At 71.1% G+C, this 19,796-nt stretch carries 14 protein-coding genes and 1 pseudogene; 3 read left to right on the forward strand and 12 right to left on the reverse strand.

Annotated elements, in window-relative coordinates; all coding sequences use genetic code 11:
• Positions 1-3 precede the first annotated feature (3 nt).
• From fxsT to fxsA, 5 genes are read right to left on the reverse strand one after another with little or no spacing between them, the layout of a single operon-like run.
• Positions 4-3,939 (reverse strand): FxSxx-COOH system tetratricopeptide repeat protein, encoded by a 3,936-nt coding sequence (fxsT, locus tag ACZ499_RS33750; RefSeq protein WP_468680175.1) that lies wholly within the window; start codon positions 3,937-3,939, stop codon positions 4-6.
• A complete protein-coding gene (fsxC, locus tag ACZ499_RS33755) occupies positions 3,923-5,263 on the reverse strand; it encodes an FxsC protein (protein WP_468680177.1) in 1,341 nt (446 codons plus the stop codon). Before fsxC ends, fxsT begins: the two co-directional genes overlap by 17 nt.
• A gap of 60 nt (positions 5,264-5,323) precedes the next feature.
• Positions 5,324-6,142, reverse strand: a complete 819-nt coding sequence (locus ACZ499_RS33760) for an AAC(3) family N-acetyltransferase (protein ID WP_468680179.1) — start codon at positions 6,140-6,142, stop codon at positions 5,324-5,326.
• Positions 6,135-8,372, reverse strand: coding sequence for a radical SAM/SPASM protein FxsBH, inactivated beta-hydroxylase extension form (gene fxsBH / locus ACZ499_RS33765; RefSeq protein WP_468680180.1), 2,238 nt, complete (start codon positions 8,370-8,372; stop codon positions 6,135-6,137). The genes ACZ499_RS33760 and fxsBH overlap by 8 nt, the downstream gene beginning before the upstream one ends.
• 27 nt (positions 8,373-8,399) lie before the next feature.
• Positions 8,400-8,516, reverse strand: coding sequence for an FxSxx-COOH cyclophane-containing RiPP peptide (gene fxsA / locus ACZ499_RS33770; RefSeq protein ID WP_371651714.1), 117 nt, complete (start codon positions 8,514-8,516; stop codon positions 8,400-8,402).
• Between the two features lie 294 nt (positions 8,517-8,810).
• On the opposite strand from fxsA, the gene ACZ499_RS33775 reads away from it, so the two are divergent.
• Positions 8,811-9,716 carry a DUF4231 domain-containing protein gene (locus ACZ499_RS33775; RefSeq protein ID WP_468680181.1) on the forward strand — a complete coding sequence of 302 codons (906 nt, stop codon included), beginning with the start codon at positions 8,811-8,813 and terminating at the stop codon, positions 9,714-9,716.
• Positions 9,717-9,732: 16 nt separating this feature from the next.
• On the opposite strand, the gene ACZ499_RS33780 is transcribed toward ACZ499_RS33775, so the two are convergent.
• The 5 genes and pseudogenes from ACZ499_RS33780 to ACZ499_RS33800 form a co-directional block, all read right to left on the reverse strand.
• Entirely contained in the window at positions 9,733-10,212 is a 480-nt protein-coding gene (locus ACZ499_RS33780) for a hypothetical protein (RefSeq protein ID WP_468680183.1), read from the reverse strand.
• A gap of 159 nt (positions 10,213-10,371) precedes the next feature.
• A complete protein-coding gene (locus tag ACZ499_RS33785) occupies positions 10,372-11,277 on the reverse strand; it encodes a S1 family peptidase (RefSeq protein WP_468680185.1) in 906 nt (301 codons plus the stop codon).
• Between the two features lie 196 nt (positions 11,278-11,473).
• A complete protein-coding gene (locus ACZ499_RS33790; RefSeq protein WP_468680186.1) occupies positions 11,474-12,283 on the reverse strand; it encodes a DUF1684 domain-containing protein in 810 nt (269 codons plus the stop codon).
• 4 nt (positions 12,284-12,287) lie between these two features.
• Positions 12,288-12,772: pseudogene (locus ACZ499_RS33795) on the reverse strand (F420-dependent methylene-tetrahydromethanopterin reductase); the annotation flags it as partial.
• A 242-nt stretch (positions 12,773-13,014) separates the two neighbouring features.
• Positions 13,015-14,286: a DUF5685 family protein gene (locus ACZ499_RS33800; RefSeq protein WP_468680253.1), complete on the reverse strand. Its 1,272-nt coding sequence runs from the start codon at positions 14,284-14,286 to the stop codon at positions 13,015-13,017.
• A 312-nt stretch (positions 14,287-14,598) separates the two neighbouring features.
• On the opposite strand from ACZ499_RS33800, the gene ACZ499_RS33805 reads away from it, so the two are divergent.
• Positions 14,599-15,033 carry a cell division protein SepF gene (locus tag ACZ499_RS33805; protein ID WP_468680187.1) on the forward strand — a complete coding sequence of 145 codons (435 nt, stop codon included), beginning with the start codon at positions 14,599-14,601 and terminating at the stop codon, positions 15,031-15,033.
• Between the two features lie 92 nt (positions 15,034-15,125).
• Here the strand turns inward: ACZ499_RS33805 and ACZ499_RS33810 are convergent, their stop codons facing one another.
• Positions 15,126-16,328: an acyl-CoA dehydrogenase family protein gene (locus ACZ499_RS33810; RefSeq protein ID WP_468412015.1), complete on the reverse strand. Its 1,203-nt coding sequence runs from the start codon at positions 16,326-16,328 to the stop codon at positions 15,126-15,128.
• Between the two features lie 136 nt (positions 16,329-16,464).
• Positions 16,465-18,111, reverse strand: a complete 1,647-nt coding sequence (locus ACZ499_RS33815) for an MFS transporter (RefSeq protein ID WP_468680255.1) — start codon at positions 18,109-18,111, stop codon at positions 16,465-16,467.
• Between the two features lie 535 nt (positions 18,112-18,646).
• On the opposite strand from ACZ499_RS33815, the gene ACZ499_RS33820 reads away from it, so the two are divergent.
• Positions 18,647-19,645, forward strand: a complete 999-nt coding sequence (locus ACZ499_RS33820) for a phosphatase PAP2 family protein (protein WP_468412019.1) — start codon at positions 18,647-18,649, stop codon at positions 19,643-19,645.
• Positions 19,646-19,796: the final 151 nt, after the last annotated feature.

Genomic DNA, 19,796 nt, shown 5'->3' on the forward strand with positions numbered 1-19,796 from the left:
ACCTCACACCGCGAGCGGCTCCAGGTCCCGCTGCACCCTGCGCTCGTCCCGGGCGATCCGGACGAACGCGTGCTCGTCGCCGAGCAGGCGTTGCAGCTCCTCCACGGCCTCCGCCCGCACGTGCAGCGCCTCCTCCTTGCGGCCGAGCCCGTCGAGCGTCACCGACATGTTCGCGGCGCAGGCGAGCGTCTCGGGGTGGTGCGCTCCCAGCACCTCCCGCAGCCGCGCGACCGCGTTGCGCTCGATCTCCAGGGCGCTCTCCAGATCGCCCATGTCGGCCTTCACATTGGCGAGGTTGACGGTGGCGAACAGCGCGTGCGGATGGTTCTCCCCGAGTATGTCGCGCATCGTCCGTATGGTCGTCTCCAACAGGGTGTCGGCGGCGTCGAGCGCCCCGCAGCCCCACTGGTAGATGCCCAGGTTGTTGCTGGCCGCCAGTGTGTACGGGTGCCGCTCCCCCGGCACCTTGATGTACTGGTCGACGACCTCCTGGGCCGCGTCCCGCGCCGCCGCCGAGTCCCCGGCCGCGAACAGGTCGGCGGCCATGTTGAGGTCGCAGGCCAGCCAGTCGGGGTTGGCGGAGGTGTACTTGGCGCGGTAGCGGTTGCGGGTCGCGGTGGTGAGCCGCCGCGCGTCGTCGAGCCGGCCCGCCCGGCGCAGCGACACGGCGAGGCTCTTGGCCGCCGCCAGGGTGCCCGGGAAGGCCCGGCCCAGCTGCTCCTTGTAGAGGTCGTACGTCCGGCTGAGCAGCGCCACCGAGTCCTCGTAGCGCCCGATCTCCCGCAGGTCCCGCGCCAGGTTCATCGCGGAGGAGAGGGTGTACGGGTGCTCCGGGCCGAGCACCTCGGTGCGCCGGTCGTAGACGTCCTGGTCGAGCTCGCGGGCCCGGGCGTACTGGCCGAGCATCCGCATGTTCAGGGCGAGGTTGTTGGCGGCGGCGAGCGTGCGCGGATGCGACTCGTCGAAGATCTGCCGGAACCCCTCGTGCGCCTCGGTCGCCAGCTCCATCGCCTTGCTGTACTGGCCGAGCGCGCCGAGGTCCATCGCCAGGGCGCTGGTGGTCATGTACGTGTGCGGGTGGGTGGCGCCGAGCACTTCCGTCTGGCGGGCCAGGGTCTCCTCGTCCATCTCCATCGCCTCGACGTAACGGCCGCGCGAGCGAAGGATGTTGGAGAGGTGGAAGCGCAGGTACAGGTACTGGAGGTCGTTGGGCCCCAGTTTCTCGCGCCACTCCTCGCGCAGGTCCTCGGCGAGGTTGGCGGCCGCGTTGAAGTCACCGCGCTTCCACAGGTAGCGCACGCGGTCGATGAGGAGCCGACGGGTCTCCGGCTCGTCGCACAGGCGCGCCCCCGACGGGGTCAGATGCGGCCAGATGGTGTTGAACTGCGCCCAGGTCTCCGGGTTGTCGATCGGCTCGTCGGCGTCCGGCCGGGCGCCCGCGAGGATGCGGTGCACGGCGTGCCGGGCGTCCATCTGCTCCTCGTCGCTCAACTGCGCCCGGATCACGGCCTGGACGAGCCGGTGCACCTGGATGGAGCTGCCGACCTGGTCGACCTTGGCGAGGGCGAACCGGCCGATCTCCCGGATGACCCGGCCGAGCACCAGCTTCTCCTGGAGCGTGGCGTCGTACGGCTTGAGCGCGTCGATCATCTCCTTGCTGTAGAGGAGATTGGCGGAGATCGGCTCGGGCGCGAAGAAGGCGCAGAGCTGGAGCAGGCGGACCGCCGCGGGTGAGCGCTGCTTCAGCCGCTCGATGGAGACGTTCCAGGTGGCGGCGACCGGCTGGGGGTATCCGGCGGGCTGGTTGAGCGCGAGGACGCTGGGGGCCTGCTGGGCCAGCTGCTCCAGATAGGCGGCGACCGGCGTCGCGGTCTCCGCGATCCACGCCGCCGCCTGCTCGACGGCGAGCGGCAGGTCACCGACCGCGGTGGCGACCTGGTCGGCGTCGTCCACGGTGAGCCCGGGGGCGCGCCGCTGGAGGTGCTCGATGGACTCCTCGCGCAGGAACACGTCGACGGGCAGGGCGTCGCCGTACTGCGACCAGGTCTGGTTCCTGGAGGTGACCAGGACGTGGCCCGGGCCGCCCGGCGGGAAGAACCGCTTGAGCTGCTCGGGGTCGTCCGCGTTGTCGAAGACCAGCAGCCAGCGCGAGGTGGGCACCCCGCGCCGCAGCAGGTCGATGGCCTCGCGGGAGGCGGAGTTCATGTCGTCGCCGCCCTGCACCCCGAGCCGTACGCCGAGCTCGGCGAGGCCGGCCACCACGTCGTCGGGCTGCTCGGCGGAGATCCACCAGACCAGGTCGTAGTCGGCCATGAACCGGTGGACGTACTCCAGGGCCACCTGTGTCTTGCCGACGCCACCGAGTCCGTACAGCGTCTGCGGCTGCGGCAGGACGACGGCGAGGCCGCCGCCGAGCTGGTCGCGCATCCGCTCCAGGACCAGCGAGCGGCCGGTGAAGCCGGGGTTGCGCGGCGGCGCGTTCCAGATCTTGGGGACGGTGCCGGGGAAGCGCGGTCCGGGCGCCACCCCGTCGCTGATCTGCACCGGCCGCTCCAGGGCCCGCAGCAGCGCGGTGGTGGCGTGCACCTCGTCGAGCCGGAACAGGTCCACCGGGTTGCGGTCGATGTAGGGCGCGGTGAGCCGTACGTCTCCGACGCGCAGCGGCAGCAGCTGGCGGCGGGCGCCCGAGGGGTCCTCGGCGGCGGCCCGGGACCAGATCTCCACGGCGCGGGCCGACTTGAGGTAGGCGCTGGAGATCAGGACGACGGTACGGGCCGCGTTCTCGGCGGCGGCCGCCTCCCCGTCGGCGCTGCTGGGCTCGGCCGACACGTCTCGTGGCACCACCCGGAACCCGGCCCGGGTCAGCACGGACTCTATCCAGTCGGCCCACATCCGGTTCTCGGCCACGTAACTGAGGAACAGATCGGCCGGAAGTGCGGGCCTGCGGCGGGTGAAGGCGTCCCGGATCCGCAGTCGGATCTCCTCGTTGACGGTCGGCATCGAGGTGATCCGGCCCTCGGTGACGACGGAGGCGAGCCGCTCGAAGGCGGAGAGCAGCGAGTTGGAGAGCCCGGCCTCGTCGCCGAAGGTCGCCAGCGTCTCCTCGTAGGCGTAGTAGGGGCGGTACGGAATCTCCACCGCGCCCCAGTACGCGGTGAGTTCGTCGCCGGAGAGTCCGGCCGGGAAGCGGTCGAACTTGAGGCGGGCGAGGGCCCGGCCGGCGTCCGCCTTCTCCTTCTCGCCCTCGTCGATGCGCATGGGGACGGGCAGGATGCGGATGTTCTGCCCGCTGTAGCGCTCGTCTATCTGGCGGGCCACGGAGGCGGCGCCGTCGATGGACTGGTCGCTGAGGGTGAAGCAGTCCACCAGGACGTCGGGGAGGTGGACGGTGCAGATGTCGGCGATGTCGCTGAGGCCGGTGCGGCTGTCGATCAGGACGTAGTCGTAGTTCTCCTTCATGTCCTCGCGCAGGGCGTCGAAGAAGTGGCCGCCGCCGAGCCGGTCGTAGAAGTTGTCCCAGTCGAACGTGGAGACGGTCGCCGAGTACTCGCGGTTCTGCCGGCCGGCGGAGACGAAGTCCAGGGTGCCGCCGTCGGGGAACTGCCAGCCCAGTGCCTCGGGTGTGAGCGAGACGGCGTGCGGCTGGATGCGCGCGTAGTCGCGGTGCCAGTCGTCCGAGCGCGGCACGGGACTGGTGGCGGCCCAGGCGTATTCGGTGATGAGATCGATGACCCCGGTGGTGGCGCCGAGTGTCGAGGGGTCGAGGAAGGGGTGGAAGAAGCGGTGCAGCCCCGGGGCCTCCAGGTCCCAGTCCACCGCGAGGACCCGCTTGCCGTTGGCGGCAAGGATCCAGGCCGTGTTGGCGAGGGCCATTGTGCGGCCCGTACCACCCTTGTACGAGTAGAACGTGACGATGCGTCCGTCACGACTGGCTGTCATCCGTCTCCTCCGCATCGGGCGCGTGATCGAGCCTGTCGGGGATGTATTGCGTGGTGCCGAAATCGGTGCCCATCGGCCCGACCAGGCGCGGCCGTTCGGTGTGCCCGCCCCCCGCGGGCGGATAGACCGTCGCGTGTCTCAGATACTGCTGTGCCGCCGCCTCCACGACCTGGGGCAGTATCTGCCCGAAGGCCTCCATGCTCGGTACGCCCTTGGCTGCGGCCCGGCACGCGGCCCGCCCCTGGCGCATCTGGGACGGCATGGTCTCTTCCAGACGGTGCGTCAACTCCACCTCCGATGCCCGGCTCTGGGTGTCGTCGCGGTTCCAGGGGACGACCACGCTCACCCAGGGCCGGTGCTCGGCGTCGAAGGCCGCGAGCCGGGCGCGCCGGTCCTCGTCCTCCAGCGCCCACCGGTCCACCAGCAGGACCTCGGGCCGCGACGGCGGCTGCTTGCCGTCGAGGTGCAGCACCTCCTCGTCGAAGGAGGAGACGGTGGTCTGGTAGTTGAGCGAGCGCACCATGTCCTCCGCCACCAGGGCCAGCGGCCGGGCGGAGATGGGGTGGTAGGGGTTCCACTCCAGCGGGCTCTCCCCGTAGTACGCGTCGTCGCGGCCCTCGGGCAGCTCGTGCCGGGTGGGCGCGGCGACGGTGACGTGCATGGGGCGTGGGCCCTCGCTGGGGGCCGCGCCGAAGGCGCTGGGCGCCAGCCGGTAGTCGACGTGGCGGCCGGGCCGGATCGCGGTGGCGTCGGCGACGCTGACGATCCGTTTGGCGAGCTCGTAGACCGCGCGTTCGTACTCCTCGGCGAATATGCGCAGCTTGATGAGCCCGTAGAGGCCGTCGGTGACGTAGCGGTCGCCGAAGGCCCGGTGGTTGAACTGCAACCGCTCGGCGGGCCCGGGCAGTTGCTCGGGCGGGACCGGCACCCACAGGGCCGGCACGATCGCCTCGGCCGGGCGGTTGGTGTACGCCTGGTGCTGGATGGTGCGCTGCTCGAACGCGTACCACTCACGGCCGCACATCTCGCTCGCGAAGTAGCGCGGCGAGAACAGCGGCACGAACACCCGGCAGGAGGCAAGGACTTCGCCGAGGCGCTCCGACCAGCCCTCGCCGGAGCGTATCTCCCGGTCCATGAAGCCGGCGGGCGCACCGGCGGGCAGGTCGGTCATGGCCATCACATGGCCGCAGAGATCACGGAAGAGCCGCTCCACCCACATGTCGGGGTCCGGGCCGCCCGCCCCGTACCTCGGCGTGTGCGCGTAACTCAGAAAGAAGTAGGGCCGATGTTGGTCGGCCGGACGCGGCTGCGCTGATGCGTGCACACGACCCCCGTCCTGCAGTATTGAAGAACATCATTCCGGAGCGCACGGCGCTCCATCCCCTCACCGTTCGGTCAAACAAGGCCGCTTTTCGGCCATCCAGCCCACCGCATGGTCCACCGCCCCCTTGATCGAAAACAACCGGGCGGTTCTCCGTCCCAGCTGCCACTCTTTGCGCATTTCTTCCGGAAGGTCGGCCCCGACCGCCTCGAAGTCGCTGTCGTCGAGATCGACGTCGGGATAGTGGAACCATCCACGACGCCCACTCTCGTCCCGCACCACACAGCTGTACAGCTTCTTGGGCGGGTTGTGCGGATACCGGTATTCCGCGAGGTGAAAGGCGCTGCAGACACCGAATCCCACATTGATCATGAGTACCCGGGCGTCGGCCCGATACAGCGCCGCGAGCGGCGACTTCTCGCCCAGATGACAATCGGGTTCGTGTCCCTCCATCAGTTCCAGGGCACGGCAGCCCCAGGCGGCGAAGGACGTCTGGGGATGGCGGCTGCGCACCGCCCCGTCCGAGGTGCGCACCCACTCCGCCAACCGGCCCATTCCCTGACTTCGGGTCCGGTCCGGGTCGAAAGGCTCCATTCGCCGCTTGAAGTCCCTGTACGCCGCCGGATCCCGGAGCACTGTTCTGCTCCGCCGCCGGTGGGCCACGGAGGTGAGCGAGTTCTCCGGCGTGAAGGCCGGGACCACCAGGGTGCCCTTGAGCCGCCCGCCGACCGCCGCCCGCAGGGCCTGCCCCAGCGCCCGCGGGCCGTGCCCCAGACCGCTCATCGAGGCGTGCACGAGCAGGGTGTCCCCCTCGTTGACCCCCATGGCGACCAGGTCGTCGAATAACGCGCTCTCCGGCACTGCTTGGGCTCGCTCATCCACGGGCTGCCTCTTCCCACTCCAGCAGGACGTCGGCGACCAGGCTCTTCCCACCCACGGTGAGTTCGGCCGCCCCCTGAAGAGCTTCCAGCGCCCGCCGGGTCTCCGCCAGAGTGCGTGCACTCCTGTCGTACGCGGCGACCGCCACCCGCTCATGCGTTTCGGCCAACAGGACCGAAACCGGCACCGGCTCCTTGCGCCAGTCGGCCCGGTGGAGCCACCCGCCGTCCAGGGCGTACAGGTCCGCCACATCGCGCAGGGCCCGGAATCTGGCCCTGCGGAAGCCCCGCAGCAGCCCCAGCGCCAACGCGTCCCCCGTGAGCCCCACGGGTACCCCCAGCGCCCCGTAGCCGTGCCGTCCGGCCACCGGTTCGCCGGCGCCGGCGAGCGGGGTGAGCGTGGTCAGCGCGGCGGCCGCGGCGGCCGCGTGGCCCGGCACAGTGGCCGAGAGCAGCCCCCAGGCCGCGGCCAGGCGCCCGCTCCACTCGTCGGCCTCGGCCAGGCCCAGGCGCGGCAGCACCTGGGTGCCGAAGCAGTCGCGGTACGGGTCGAGGTCGTCGAGCGCCGGATCGGGCGCCCCGTCCCGGCCGAGGCCCCGCACCGGCAGCCAGTCGCCGCACGGTTCGCGCGGGCACTCCACCTCCAGCTCGAAGCGCTCGCCCCGGACCCGGAAGCCCTTCTCGGCCGAGACCACCTGAGCACGGCCGGACTCGCCCCGGGCGCCGATCCTCAGCTCCCCGAGGGTGGGCAGCACCAGCCTGCCGTCCGCGTACCCGACGGTGACGGGCACGTCGAGCCTGCCGCGCACGGCCGCGGCCGCGGTGTAGGCGGCGAGGCGGTGGGCGTGGGCGACGGCGTCGGGCCGGCCCGTGCGCAGCGCCTCCAGCGTGGTGAGCAGCCAGCCGCGCGCGTACGGATGCGTCAGCACCTCGTCGAGGCCCGGCCCGTCGACGACGGCGGCCAGCCGCCAGGCCTCGGCCCATTCGGGGCCGCCGCGTCCGGCCAGATCGGCGTGGAGGCGGGCGAGCAGGGTGCGGGTGAGCTCGTGCTCGGCCGTGAAGAGTTCACCGGGGTCGGTGACGGCGCCGGGGACGAGGCGGGCGGCCGTGCGGGCCTCGATGCCCCGCACCAGCGCCTCCAGGTCCGCGCAGTAGACCGAGGGCCCGTCGAAGGCGCCCCTGCCCGCCGACTCGTTCGCCGAGCGGTAGCGGTGGGTGTAGAGCCCGCCGCCGCAGGAGCGGACGACCGGACACTGCCGGCACTCGGGCCCGACCCCGGCCAGGCCGAGCTGGCGCACCCGTACGCCCGGATGGGCGGCGACCTCGTCGAACGAGTGCCGGAAGACGTCGAACCCGGTGGCGGCCGCGCCCTCGTAGGCGCTCTTGAGCGAGTCGACCTGTTCCAGGGTGCCGTCGGTCTCCACCACGACGAGGTCGGTGGGGGCCAGGCCCAGGGACTCGGTGAGGCTGGGGCCGCCGTTCAACGTCGACAGTACGGAGTCGAACAGCCGGACCGGAACCGGTCTGCCCTGTTCCTCCCACCGGTCGAAGACCGCCAGGATCCACTCGGCGTACTCGGTCGGGGAGCCCCCCGGCCGGGCCGGGGGCGCGTCCCAGGTGGCGTGCGGCAGCAGGTAGTCGATGCGCGGCGGGTCCAGGGCGATGAGCGCTTCATGGACGGTGACCGGGTCGTTGGCCACGTCGATGGTGCAGAGCAGCCCGAGGAAGAGATGGCGGTAGCGCTCGCTCCGGAGCAGTTCGACGGCCTTGAGGACCAGGGGATGGCTGGTGCGGCCGTCGGCGAAGCGGCGGTGGCGGTCGTTGGCCGACCGGTCGCCGTCGAGGGAGATGCCGACCCTGACGCCGAACTCGTCGAACAGGTCGAGGTAGCGGCTGCTGAGCTGGAGGCCGTTGGTGTGAATGCGCAGATCGAGCTCCGCGACGCCGTCGAGGGCGGCGGTCAGCTCCTCGCAGACCCGGCGCAGCCTGGCGGGGCCCGCCAGCAGCGGCTCCCCTCCGTGCAGGATCACTGACACGGAGGGCAGTACGTGTTTCTCGGCGTGCTCGGCCAGTCGCCGGGCCGTCCAGGAAATCGCCTCGTCAGAGATTGCCTTGGGGCGGGTACGCCAACTCTGATCAGGGGCTTCGTAGATATAGCAGTGATCACAAGCAAGATCGCATCTGCTGTGAACCTTGAGCACGATCTCGCGGAATGGGACCACGGGTCCAGTCATTCCGCCAGTCTAGAGCTCTCCGACAGACTAGAGAGCCGAGTTGAAGGTCGACGCCTGTACGGGGCGGCCGATCGAGGAGGGCAGCACGCGGCCGAGCTTCCTGGCGGCGTCCGCGCCGCGGACGTCGATGTCTGCCAGGGGCACACGGCTCTTCTTCGCAGGGGCGAAGGAGAGGGAATTCTCGGAGGTCTTCACGGCCGTCCTTGGTGGGTAATTCCTGCATGTGGACAGTGGTACCGACGACATGCACCGTTGCAGTGTCGGCGGCACGACTTTACTCTCTTGGCCACTGTTGGCAACTGAGCACGACCGCTTGCCGCAAACGCGTGACCCAGCATTGGCGGAAGGTGTACGGAACGGGTCGTTCCATCGAAAGAGTGATGACTAAAACCGCAGACAGGGGTGGATGTGACGGCGATTCCCGGTCCTCTGCAAAGCATGGTCTTCCGCAACGCCGACCTGCCGGGTCTCTTCCATCACGCGGACTCACTCGCGATAGGGCGCCAGCGGGCCGCGGTGAACAGCACCCGCTGGCAGTTGTGCCTGCTGGTGGTGGGGGCGGCGCTGGCGGCACTGCCGTGGAAGATGACGCTCGATGGTGACTTCCAGCTGACGAGCGCGCTCAGCGCACTGGCGTACGCGGGGGTGCTCGCGGTGAGCTTCCGCGCCGCCCGCGAGCATGCGAAATCGCATTGGCAACTGAACCGTTCGGCGGCCGAGTTCATCAAATCCATGTGCTGGCGCTATGCCGTGCACGGCGCCCCCTTCGATTCCCACGCACACGATCCCGAAGGTCTGTTCACCCTCCGCCTGGAGGAAGGACTGCGGGAACTGCGCAAGGTCGGCTGGCGGGATCCACGCGAGGACCGGGCGTCGGGCCTGGCCGATGTACCCCTCATCACCGCGCCCATGCGGGAGTTACGGGCGAAGGCGTTCACCGTACGCAAGGAGACGTACGTCCGGGACCGGCTGATCGAGCAGCGCAACTGGTACCGGCGGCGACAGGAGGCCTCCAAGCGGGCCACCGCGCTGTGGACCTCGGCGATCACCCTGCTCACCGTTCTCGCGTTGCTCTTCGCGACGCTGCACATGTTCGGCGCGGCCCAGGGCGTCAAGGTCGCCGGACTGCTCTCGGCCGCCGCGGCCGCGTGTCTGGCGTGGAGCGAGATCCGCCGCCACCAGCCACTGATCTCGGCGCACTCCCTGGTGGAACAGGACCTCAAGGAGATGCACGTGGCCATGGAGAACACGGTCAGCGAGCGGGAGTGGCCGGGGGCGGTCTACGAGACCGAGCGGGTCGTGTCGCCCCAGCACACCGACTGGCTGGTCCGGCTCCGCAGTTGACCGCCCCGGACGGGTCCTACGGGCGGCGCACCCCGTCGCACCACACCACCGTGACCGACTTGCCCTGGCTGCGGGCGTACTGGACGATGTCGCCGGTGCCGCCGAGCCCCCGCGCGGGCTGGCCGTCCCAGACGGCGACCAGACGGTCGCAGTTGTCCGCGATATAGGCGCCGGCCGCGTAGTACGCCTCGTCCGTCGCGTACGGGAAGTCCATCCGGACCTCCTGCGCGGCCTGCCCCTTCAGCCCCTGGTAGCGGGCGAGTTCGGCGGCGTCGGCGAAGCCGTTCTCGTAGTCGCCGCTGGGAATGACCACGGTCAGGGAGGCGCCGCACTCCAGGGCGATGGCCGCGAACAGCTGGTCCGCGCCGACCGCGAGGCTGGAGAGGGCCTCCAGCGAACCGTCGTGTCCGCACAGCAGGCTCCGCAGACAGGTGCGGATCTCCCCCAGCGCCTCGGAGGGAATGTCTCGGTGACCGGTCACTCCGATGCGTTTCACTGACTCACCCCGCGTGTCCGGTCGCCTCTCCGCCGTGAACATCCTCCCAAAAAGGCGCATCGCGTCCAGTCGTGTCCATCGGACATGCGCAGGGAACGAGCCCCCGCCCGGTGGCCGGACGGGGGCTCGCCGCTGCCGGGGCAGCGAGGTGATCAGCCGTCAGAAGAGGCTGACGCCATAGGCGTTCATGGCCTCGACCACGGGCTGGAAGAAGGTCGTACCGCCGGAGGAGCAGTTGCCGCTGCCGCCGGAGGTGAGGCCCAGCGCGGTCGAGCCGGCGTAGAGGGGGCCGCCGGAGTCGCCGGGCTCGGCGCACACCGTGGTCCTGATCAGGCCGTACACGATGTCACCGCCGCCGTAGTTGACGGTGGCGTTGAGCGCGGTGACCTGGCCGCTGTGGATGCCGGTGGTCGAGCCGCGCCGGGTGACCGTCTGGCCGACCGTGGGGTTGGCCGCGCTGCTGATGTGCTGGCCGCCCACGGCACTCGGGTGGGTGAGCGAGGTGTTCGTGTACTGCACGAGGCCGTAGTCGTTGCCCGGGAAGCTGGTGCCGACCGTCGGGCCGATGCTCGTGGAGTGCGAGGAACTGGTGTACCAGGGCGGCTTGCCCTCGGTGCAGTGACCGGCCGTCAGGAAGTAGTAGGTGCTGCCCTTCTTGACGTTGAAGCCGAGGGAACAGCGCCAGCTCGGCGCGTAGATGGCGTCGCCGCCGGAGAGCAGCTTGCTGAACTTGCCGGGGGTCCGCTCGACGCGTATGGCGGACGCGTTGGCTCCGGCCTGTCGCTTGATCTTGGCTATGTCGGCCTTGCTGACGGTGGAGTCGGCGGTCACGACCAGCGTGTGGGTGGCGGGGTCGACGCTCCAGGCGGTGCCCGCGACATCGGCGCCGAGCACGGCGCTGCTGGCGGCGGAGAGCTGGGTGGCGCTGAACACCTGGGACGGGGTGGCACTTGCGGTGGGGACCGCGAGGGCGCCGGCGGCGAGGAGCCCTGCGGTGAGGGCGACTGCCTTGGTGCGTCTCGCGAGACCGCGGTGGCGGGTGGGGGTGGTGCGCTTGATCCTCACTTCTTTTCCTCCCGAGGGGAATCGAGGGGCCCGAGTTGGGTGGGGGGACCCCGTGAGGCGCAGCCAGAGCTGACGGCAGCACTGTTGAGCGCAAGCCGTGCTCCTGACAAGCGCTTTGGAGGGAGTATTCGGCGGCCCGGCCGTCGGGCGCAAGGGCGCCTTTCGGCCGGGCCGTTGGGGTTGGGGAGCTCGCGGATCAGCGGGTGAGGACGGTCCGCTCGCCCGCCGCGACCGCCGCGTCGAGGGTGTTGCCCGGGGGCGGGAAGGGGCAGATGAAGTGCTCCGCGAAGGCGCACGGCGGCAGCAGCGCGCGGTTGAAGTCCACCGTGAGCCGTCCTTGCGCATCGGGTGCGCCGGGGCGCAGGAAACGGAACCGGAAGCTCGAATCCCCGCTGGTCGCATCGGCGAACACCGCCCAGAGCGCGCCATCGTCCTCGACCGCCACCTGGAGGGTCTGTTCCCGGCCGTCGAGCGCGAACGCGAGCTCCCCGCCGAGGCCGAGCCCGCGCTCCACTCCGTCGGCGTTCACCACCCGTACGGTCCGCGCCTCGTCGTACGGGCGGAAGGTGGCGGGCACCGCCCAGCGCGCCTCGTACGGCGTCGCCCCGATGCCCGCGAAGGCGCGTCGTCGCTCGGCCTCGGGGTCCCAGACCCGCACCGCCCACAGCCCTTCGCGGCGCAGCACCACGAGCCGCCGCGCGCCCTGGGCCAGCCGGGACTCACCGGCCGGCGTGTGGTCGGCGGTCACCCGCACCTCGCCGCTGAAGGGCTCTCCGTCGAGGGTGATCCCGTCCTGCGCGGCGGCCGTGAGCACCACCGCGTCGTCGTCTTCGCGCCACTCGCCCGGCACGGCCGGAATTCGCCCCTCCACCGCGTCGGCGAGCCAGTGGGTGCCGGTCAGCGCCAGCGGACCGTAGGGCGCCGAGACGGTCTCGATGCGCCGTTCGTGCCAGTTCTTCCACTCCTGTGCCGCGTCCTGCGGATCCCTCGCCGCGTCCGTGCTCATGTGTTCAACCCTTCCGTACGGGGGTGGGCAGCCCCAGGTGCGAGCGCGGTGTCGGGCCGGAGTATTCCGTACGGAAGACCCCCCGCTCCTGCAGCAGCGACACCACCCGGTCGACGAAGTCGTCGAGTCCGCCCGGTGTGAGATGCGGGACGAGGATGAAGCCGTCGGCGGCGTCGGCCGTCACGAACTCGGTGAGCCGTGCGGCCACCGAGGCCGGTGTCCCGATGAACGACTGCCGGCCGGTCGTCTCGATGACCGTCTGCCGGATGGAGAGGCCCTTGGCCTCGGACAGCGCCCGCCACCTGGCGGCGACCGCAACGGGGTCTCCACCTTCACCCGGCCCTTGACCAGCCCGGAGTCCGGGTCCGGGTCGATCTCCGGGAGTGGCCCGTCCGGGTCGTACGCGGACAGGTCGCGGCCCCAGATCTGCTCCAGGGCGACGATCGCGTTCTGCGGGGAGACCTGGCGGCGCCGGATGTCGGCGGCGTTCCAGGCAGCGCGTCCGCCGGAGAGGTGGTCCAGGGAGGCGAAGCGCCGGGCGAGCTCGTAGGGCTCGTTGAAGGTGGCGTTGCCCGCGCGCCGTTCTCCCTCGCCTTCACACAGCTGACACCGCGCACCCCTCGCACCACCGCACTCCCCCGACGCTTCGGCGTGCCAGTCCGCGGCCGGTTCGTCGCAGATCTCACCCCTCGAACAAAAGTGACCCTACGTGCGCGATATGTGACGATACGTCAGCAGTCGCAACCGCAGTCGCAGCAGTCGCATCCATCACAGCAATCGCACCCGTCGCAGCACTTGCAGACATCACAGCAATCGCAGCAGTCACAGTCGCAGTCGCGGCAGAAGCCTTCCTGCTTCTTCCGCGACCAGGGGCCCTCGTACTCCTTGGCACAGCACATCTGGCAGGTGCAGCAGAGCCCGGCGAAGACGCCGCACCCCGCGAGGAAGCCGCGCGGCGCGGGGGGCCTGGGGCCTTCGCCCTGCGGCGGCGAACCGTATGGGTTGCCGGGCACGGGTGCGTACGGACCGCCGGGCGGCGGCGACCCGTAGGGACCGGGCTGGTGGGAACCGTGGACGCCGGCGTCGGCATGACCGTGGCCATCGACAGCGGTGTGACCGTGGGCACCGTCGACGCCGTGGGCGCAGCCCGCCGTGCCGAAGGACCGGTTCACGGACTGCTTCAGCTCGTGGGCGAGCAGGACGTGCGCCAGTCTGCCGTCGACGAAGTCGACCTCGCGCAGGGCGAGCCGGATGCCGTGCACCGCGTCGTCGGCGAGCCGCCGGGCCTCGGCCAGGTCGGTACCGGTCGCCGTGAGCGGGTTCCAGGCACCCGCTGCGGCGTCGGACGCCTGGTCCTCCACAGCGTCCAGGAGGTGCGCGAGCCGCCCGAAGAGGCGGCCCGCCTCGGCCAGCGGCTCGGCGTTGTGGAGGCGCCCGGCGAGTACGGCCGTGTGCGCGAAGGCCGCGGCGGTGGCCGTCTCGGTCGGCTCGGTGACCGTGAGCAGGGAGGTGCCCGGTCCCGCGAGCGCCTCGATCGCGGTCTGCCGGTCGACCGCGTCGACCAGGACCGCCGTGTCGAACCCGAGGGAGGCGCCGGTGCGGGCGCCCGCCCGGTCCCAGCTCGCGGCGAGCCGGCGGGCCGCCAGCGCCACCGGCTTGCGCTTCAACAGGCCGTCCCGGTCGGCCACGTGGTCGCGGACCTTCGCCGAGGCCAGGACCAGCGAGACGGCCGCGGCGAGCCGGGCGCCCTCGCCCTGGGCGACCGGGGCCGTCCGCATCGCGCGCAGCGGACAGGGCCCGGCGGTGCGCCTGCGCCCGGTACCGCTCTCGACCTGAGCCTCCGTCAGAACCGAGACGATCAGCCCGTCGTAGTTGGTCACGACCCGGGCGAGCTGGCCGTGGTCGGAGCGAAGTGCCAGGCAGAGGCCGCAGAGATGGGCCATCCACTCGGTTTTCAGACCCTCGGTGAGCCGATGCGAGCAGGGCCTGACGATTCCGAACACGACGCTCCCCCGGGTGCCGCGGGGCACCTCGCCCCACGCCTCGTTCAACAGTGCGGCAGGCATCGTATCGAGCGATCCGTTCACCCGTACGTCCGCTCCATCACCCGTCTGGACGGAAGTTCATATTTTGTATCCGTTACCTGTCGTACAGCGGAAGAAAGCTGACGATTCGCCACATTTTCTGCACCAGTCCCGTCACGAATCCCCTACACGACGGCTATCCACTTGGCGCGGTATCCGCATCATGGACGACCATAGGGGTGCGGAACGCGAGAAGTAGCAAGAAGAAGTCCGCTGTGAGAGGAGGCGTCCATGGGATCGGTGCGCAAGGCGAGTGCCTGGCTGGGACTTGTCGAGGACAACGACGACCGCTACTACGACGACGAGTACACCGAGGAAGCCGAGTCCGGCGAAGCCTGGGTGACGGACCCGCGGGTGCGGGTGGCCTCCGAGGCGGCCCACGAGCAGGGGCGCCGGATCGCCACGGTCACGCCCGACGGGTTCCGTGACGCGCGCGGCATCGGCGAGCTCTTCCGCGAAGGTGTCCCGGTCATCGTGAACCTCACGTCCATGGAGCCCGGTGACGCCAAGCGCGTCGTGGACTTCGCGGCCGGCCTGACGTTCGGGCTGCGCGGGTCCATCGAGCGCGTGGCGACGAGGGTCTTCCTGCTGACCCCCGCCGACACCCAGATCGTCAGCGGCGAGGCCGCGAGCCGCGCCACCGGCGGCTTCTTCAACCAGAACTGAGCTTCCAGTGGCGCCCGGCCGGAGGTCCGGGGGTTGCCCCCCGGGAGATACAGCAACCAGAGCTGAGCAGGGCGCTCACCGGACCGCCGTTCCTAGCGGAACGCGTCCAGTCCGGTGAGCGCCTTGCCCAGCACCAGCTGGTGCATCTCCACGGTGCCCTCATAGGTGAGCACCGACTCCAGATTGGTGGCGTGCCGCATCACGGGGTACTCCAGCGAGATCCCGTTGGCCCCGAGGATCGTGCGCGAGGTGCGGCAGATCTCGATCGCCTCCCGTACGTTGTTGAGCTTTCCGAAGCTGACCTGTTCCGGACGGAGCCTGCCCGCGTCCATGCGCCGCCCCAGATGGTGGGCGAGCAGGACGCCCTTGTGGAGCTCGACCGCCATGTCGGCGAGCTTGGCCTGGGTGAGCTGGAAGCCGCCGATGGGCCTGCCGAACTGCTCGCGGCTCTTCGCGTAGTCCACCGCCGCCTCGAACGAGGCACGGGCCGCGCCCATCGCGCCCCACACGATCCCGTACCGCGCGTGCGAGAGACAGCTCAGCGGGCCCTTGAGCCCGGTGACCCCCGGCAGCACCGCGTCGGCGGGCAGCCGCACCTCGTCCATGACCAGCTCGCTGGTGACCGACGCCCGCAGCGACCACTTGTGCTTGATCTCGGGCGCCGAGAAGCCGGGGGTGTCGGTGGGGACGGCGAATCCCCTGATACCGCCGCCGCCACTCCCGTCGTCCGTCTGCGCCCAGACCACCGCTACTCCGGCGACCGACCCGTTGGTGATCCACATCTTGCGGCCGCTCAGCACCCAGTCGGTGCCGTCCCTCTTCGCGTACGTACGCATCCCGGCCGGGTCGGAGCCGTGGTCGGGCTCGGTGAGGCCGAAGCAGCCGATGGTCTCGCCGACCGCCATCGACGGCAGCCAGCGCTCCTTCTGCTCCTCGGAGCCGAACCTCCAGATCGCGTACATCGCGAGCGAGCCCTGGACCGAGACGAGGGAGCGGATGCCGGAGTCGGCGGCCTCCAGCTCCAGACAGGCCAGGCCGTACTGGACGGCGGTGGCGCCCGCGCAGCCGTAGCCGGTGAGCGACATCCCGAGCGCGCCCATGTCGCCGAGTTCCAGCGCGAGCTCGCGGATGGGCAGCTCGCCGCTCTCGTACCACTCGGCGATGTGCGGCAGGACCCGGTCGGCGGCCCAGGAGCGGACGGTGGCGCGGACCGCGAGGTCCTCGTCGCTCAGCAGGTCGTCGAGCCCGAGGGGGTCGGCCGGGTCGAAGGGGGGCAGCTTGGCGGGTGCGGACATGAGGATGCCTCCGGCGGCTCGCTCAGAACCTGTGCGGCTCAGCTAAAACTAGCAGTGGTAGTTATTGCTGCCCGCTGACGTTACGGCTCAGTGTGCCGCGCGTCCAGACCCGCCCGTCCGCGCGGGCCCCACTCCCTCAGTGACCGCCGGGCCCGGATCCCGCCACCTCGGTGGCCGGAACACCCGCCGCCGCGTGGACCCTGGCGTGCGGCTCGGTCCGCTGCTCGGGCAGCCCGGGCGCGAGCTCGGTGTGCTGCGCCCCGCACTCCATCACCCGGGGCAGCCGCAGCGCGGCCAGCGCGCCCAGGACCAGCAGACCCGCGCTGACCAGCAGCGTCACATGCAGACCATGGACGAAGGAGTGCTGCGCGGCGCTGCGCAGGGCCGCGCCCGCGGGGCCGCCGAGGCGGTCCGCGATGTCATAGGCCTCGCCCAGGGAGTTGGCCGCGCCCGCCGAGGCCTCGCGCGGGACCCCGGGAACCGAGGCGAGCCCGGGCGCGTAGGCCGCGTTCATCACACTGCCGAGCAGGGCGATGCCCATTCCGGCGCCGAGCTGGTAGGAGGTCTCGCCGATCGCGGCGGCCCCGCCCGCACAGTCGGCGGGCGCCTCGCTCAGCATCGATTCGTACGCCCCGAAGAGGGTCGTCTGGAGGCCGAAGCCCAGGACGATGAAGGCACTGGTGAGCAGCAGCGGCCGGTCGTGCTGGCCCATCAGGACGAGCAGCAGCACGGCGGCGGCGGTCAGGGCGAAGCCGCAGCCGACCATCGTGCGCGGGCCGAAACGGCGCAGGGTGCACGAGCCGGTGGCCCCGGCGGCCATGGCGGCGAAGGTGAGGGGCAGCAGCCGCAGCCCGGTCTCCAGCGGGCTGAGCCCGAGGACCAGCTGGAGGTACTGGACGGCTATGAGCTCCAGGCCGACCAGCGCCAGCATGGCGAGGACGATGCACCCGATCGAGGTGGAGAAGGTGGGCCGGGCGAACATCCGCATGTCGACCAGCGGATGGCGGCGCCGCTTCTGGCGCCGTACGAACAGGACGATCAGGGCGGTGCCCGCGCACAGCGGCGCCAGGGTGAAGAGGTCGAGCAGCCCGTGGCCGGCGCCCAGCCGCTTCACGCCGAGGACCAGGGTGATCACCCCGGCGGCGGCCGTCAGCGCGCCGAGCACGTCCCACGGCCCGTCTGCGCCGCCCTTCGACTCGGGCAGCAGCTTGCGGCCCAGCGGGAGGATCAGCGCCATCAGCGGAATGTTGATCAGGAAGACCGAGCCCCACCAGAAGTGCTGGACGAGGAAGCCGCCGAGCACGGGTCCGGTGGCGGCACCTATCGCCGCGGTGGCGGTCCACACACCGATTGCGGTGGCGCGTTCCCGACGGTCCGGGAAGACCGCGCGGAGGATGGAGAGCGTGGCGGGCATGATCATCGCGCCGCCGACGCCGAGCAGCGCACGGGCCACGATCAGGAGCTCGGCCGACCCGGCCAGGGCCGCCACGGCGGACGCCAGGCCGAAGATCCCGTAACCGAGCAGCAGCACCCGGCGGCGGCCGACGCGGTCGCCGAGGGTGCCGAAGAGGATGAGGAGGGCGGCGCAGACCAGCGGGTAGGCGTCGACGATCCACAGCAGTGCGGTGGCGCTGGGGCGCAGGTCCGCGGTGACCGAGGGAACGGCGACGTGCAGGACGGTCGCGTCGAGCGCGACGAGCAGCAGGCTCACACAGAGGACGACGAGGACGACCCAGCGGTTGGCACCACCGGCGGTCGCACGCGCGCGTGCGGCGTCCGTCATCGTTCCTGCCACGTGTGTACCTCCTGTACGGCGGCCCCTGCCGGGGTCCCGGGACGCGCCGGCCTCGCGGTGACGCATCGTCCCCGCTCTCGGCGGACCCTGTACCTGAGTGGTCTTGTGGGTCCGGCATCGACGAGCGAGTGATTCGTCAGCGTACGCGAGTTCCAGCCATCGGCACGTGGTACACCTCTCACCCCGTTGGACGCACGCCTGTGGCGTACGCCACAGGCGTGCGGAGTGCGGGGAGCGCCACCCGGGGCATTAATGATCTTGGCACGCCGTGTCGGTGAATCCTGGCACCCGGTGCCAGGCCCGATGGCTGAACGATGAATTCCGTCCCGCTTCCCGGAGAATCTGTTCAGCGGATTCAAAGAGCGTTCCGCACCGGCCTGCGGCGGAATAGATTCCAAGGTCATCCACACATTTCCCGGGCCCGGGAATAAACCGTGCCGTGAGACATACTCCACATCACATCGTCATCACAAAGCCGCCGGATCGGCCTGGGCCGTCACTCACTCGCTGTAACGTCGATTGAGTGCGTACCGACCGAATCTTCGCCCGTCTGGACCGGGAGCCCGAGCCGCCGAAGATAGCGATCCCGCGGATGAGCCGTCATCGCGTGATCCTCTTCAGCGCGACGATGGCGTTCTACGTCGCCATCGTCGTCGCCGTGCTCGCCTCGTCCTGGCTCGTCGAGCTGGACTGGAAGGTCATGCTGTTCCGGCCCTACGAGCAGTGGCCGCAGCTGCACGCCTTCCTCGACTACTTCGTGGTCCTGGGCCAGCGCGGCCCCACGGCGGTGATGGTCGCGGCCTGGCTGGGCTGGCGCTCCTGGCGGCAGCACACCCTGCGCCCGCTGCTCGCGCTCGGCGCCTCGCTGCTGCTCCTGAACATCACGGTCGGCGCGGTCAAGCTCGGCCTCGGCCGCCTCGGCCCGCACTACGCGACGCAGATCGGCTCGGCCGAACTGTTCGCGGGCGGCGACATATTCCCCTCGGGCCACACCGCCAACGCGGTCGTGACCTGGGGCATCCTCGCCTATCTGGCCACCACCCCGCGGGCCCGGCGCTGGCTGTCGGTGATCTCGGCCGTGGTCGCCCTGGGCGTCGGCGCCACCACCGTCTACCTCGGCACCCACTGGGTGAGCGACGTGCTCCTCGGCTGGGCGGCCGGACTGCTCATCCTGCTGGCCCTGCCCTGGTGCGAGCCGCTCATCGCCCGCGCCGAGGCGCTGGTCTTCGCGCTGCGGGCCAAGTGGCGCGCACGCGGAACTGCCGTTCCGGCACTGCCCGTTCCGGCCGGCGCGCTGCCCGGCGTGTTCGCCCAGCGCATCGCGAGCGAGGACGACGCCCCCGTACGCGAGCCGGTGGGCGCGGCCAGTGGCGGGCGCACCGCAGGGGCTCGCGGCGCGGCCCGCCCGCCGGGCGCCGGTCCCCGCCCCGAGCGCCCGCCGGTGCCCCCGGCGGCCAGCAGGCGCCCTCAGCACCCCGAGCGCAGCCCGCGCCCGGCGCCGGCCCGCCCCCTGGGCGGCTGACACCCTCGAAGCAGCGGGGAACGGTACGCACAACCACCCCCGCAGAGCGAAGGGCCCAGGGGGGGGGCGGGGGGGGGGGGGGGGGGGCGTGGTTCGTGTTCGTCGGCCCCGTGTGAGGGCGGGGTCGACGAGCAAGAAAAAGGGTCACACG

This window comes from Streptomyces sp. NPDC031265 (assembly GCF_055570295.1).

Coding starts and splice junctions, on each gene's coding strand:
- fxsT (WP_468680175.1), bottom strand. CDS start 3,939: ATGACAGCCAGTCGTGACGGACGCATCGTCACGTTCTACTCGTACAAG.
- fxsBH (WP_468680180.1), bottom strand. CDS start 8,372: ATGACTGGACCCGTGGTCCCATTCCGCGAGATCGTGCTCAAGGTTCAC.
- ACZ499_RS33775 (WP_468680181.1), top strand. CDS start 8,811: ATGGTCTTCCGCAACGCCGACCTGCCGGGTCTCTTCCATCACGCGGAC.
- ACZ499_RS33790 (WP_468680186.1), bottom strand. CDS start 12,283: ATGAGCACGGACGCGGCGAGGGATCCGCAGGACGCGGCACAGGAGTGG.
- ACZ499_RS33805 (WP_468680187.1), top strand. CDS start 14,599: ATGGGATCGGTGCGCAAGGCGAGTGCCTGGCTGGGACTTGTCGAGGAC.
- ACZ499_RS33810 (WP_468412015.1), bottom strand. CDS start 16,328: ATGTCCGCACCCGCCAAGCTGCCCCCCTTCGACCCGGCCGACCCCCTC.
- ACZ499_RS33815 (WP_468680255.1), bottom strand. CDS start 18,111: ATGACGGACGCCGCACGCGCGCGTGCGACCGCCGGTGGTGCCAACCGC.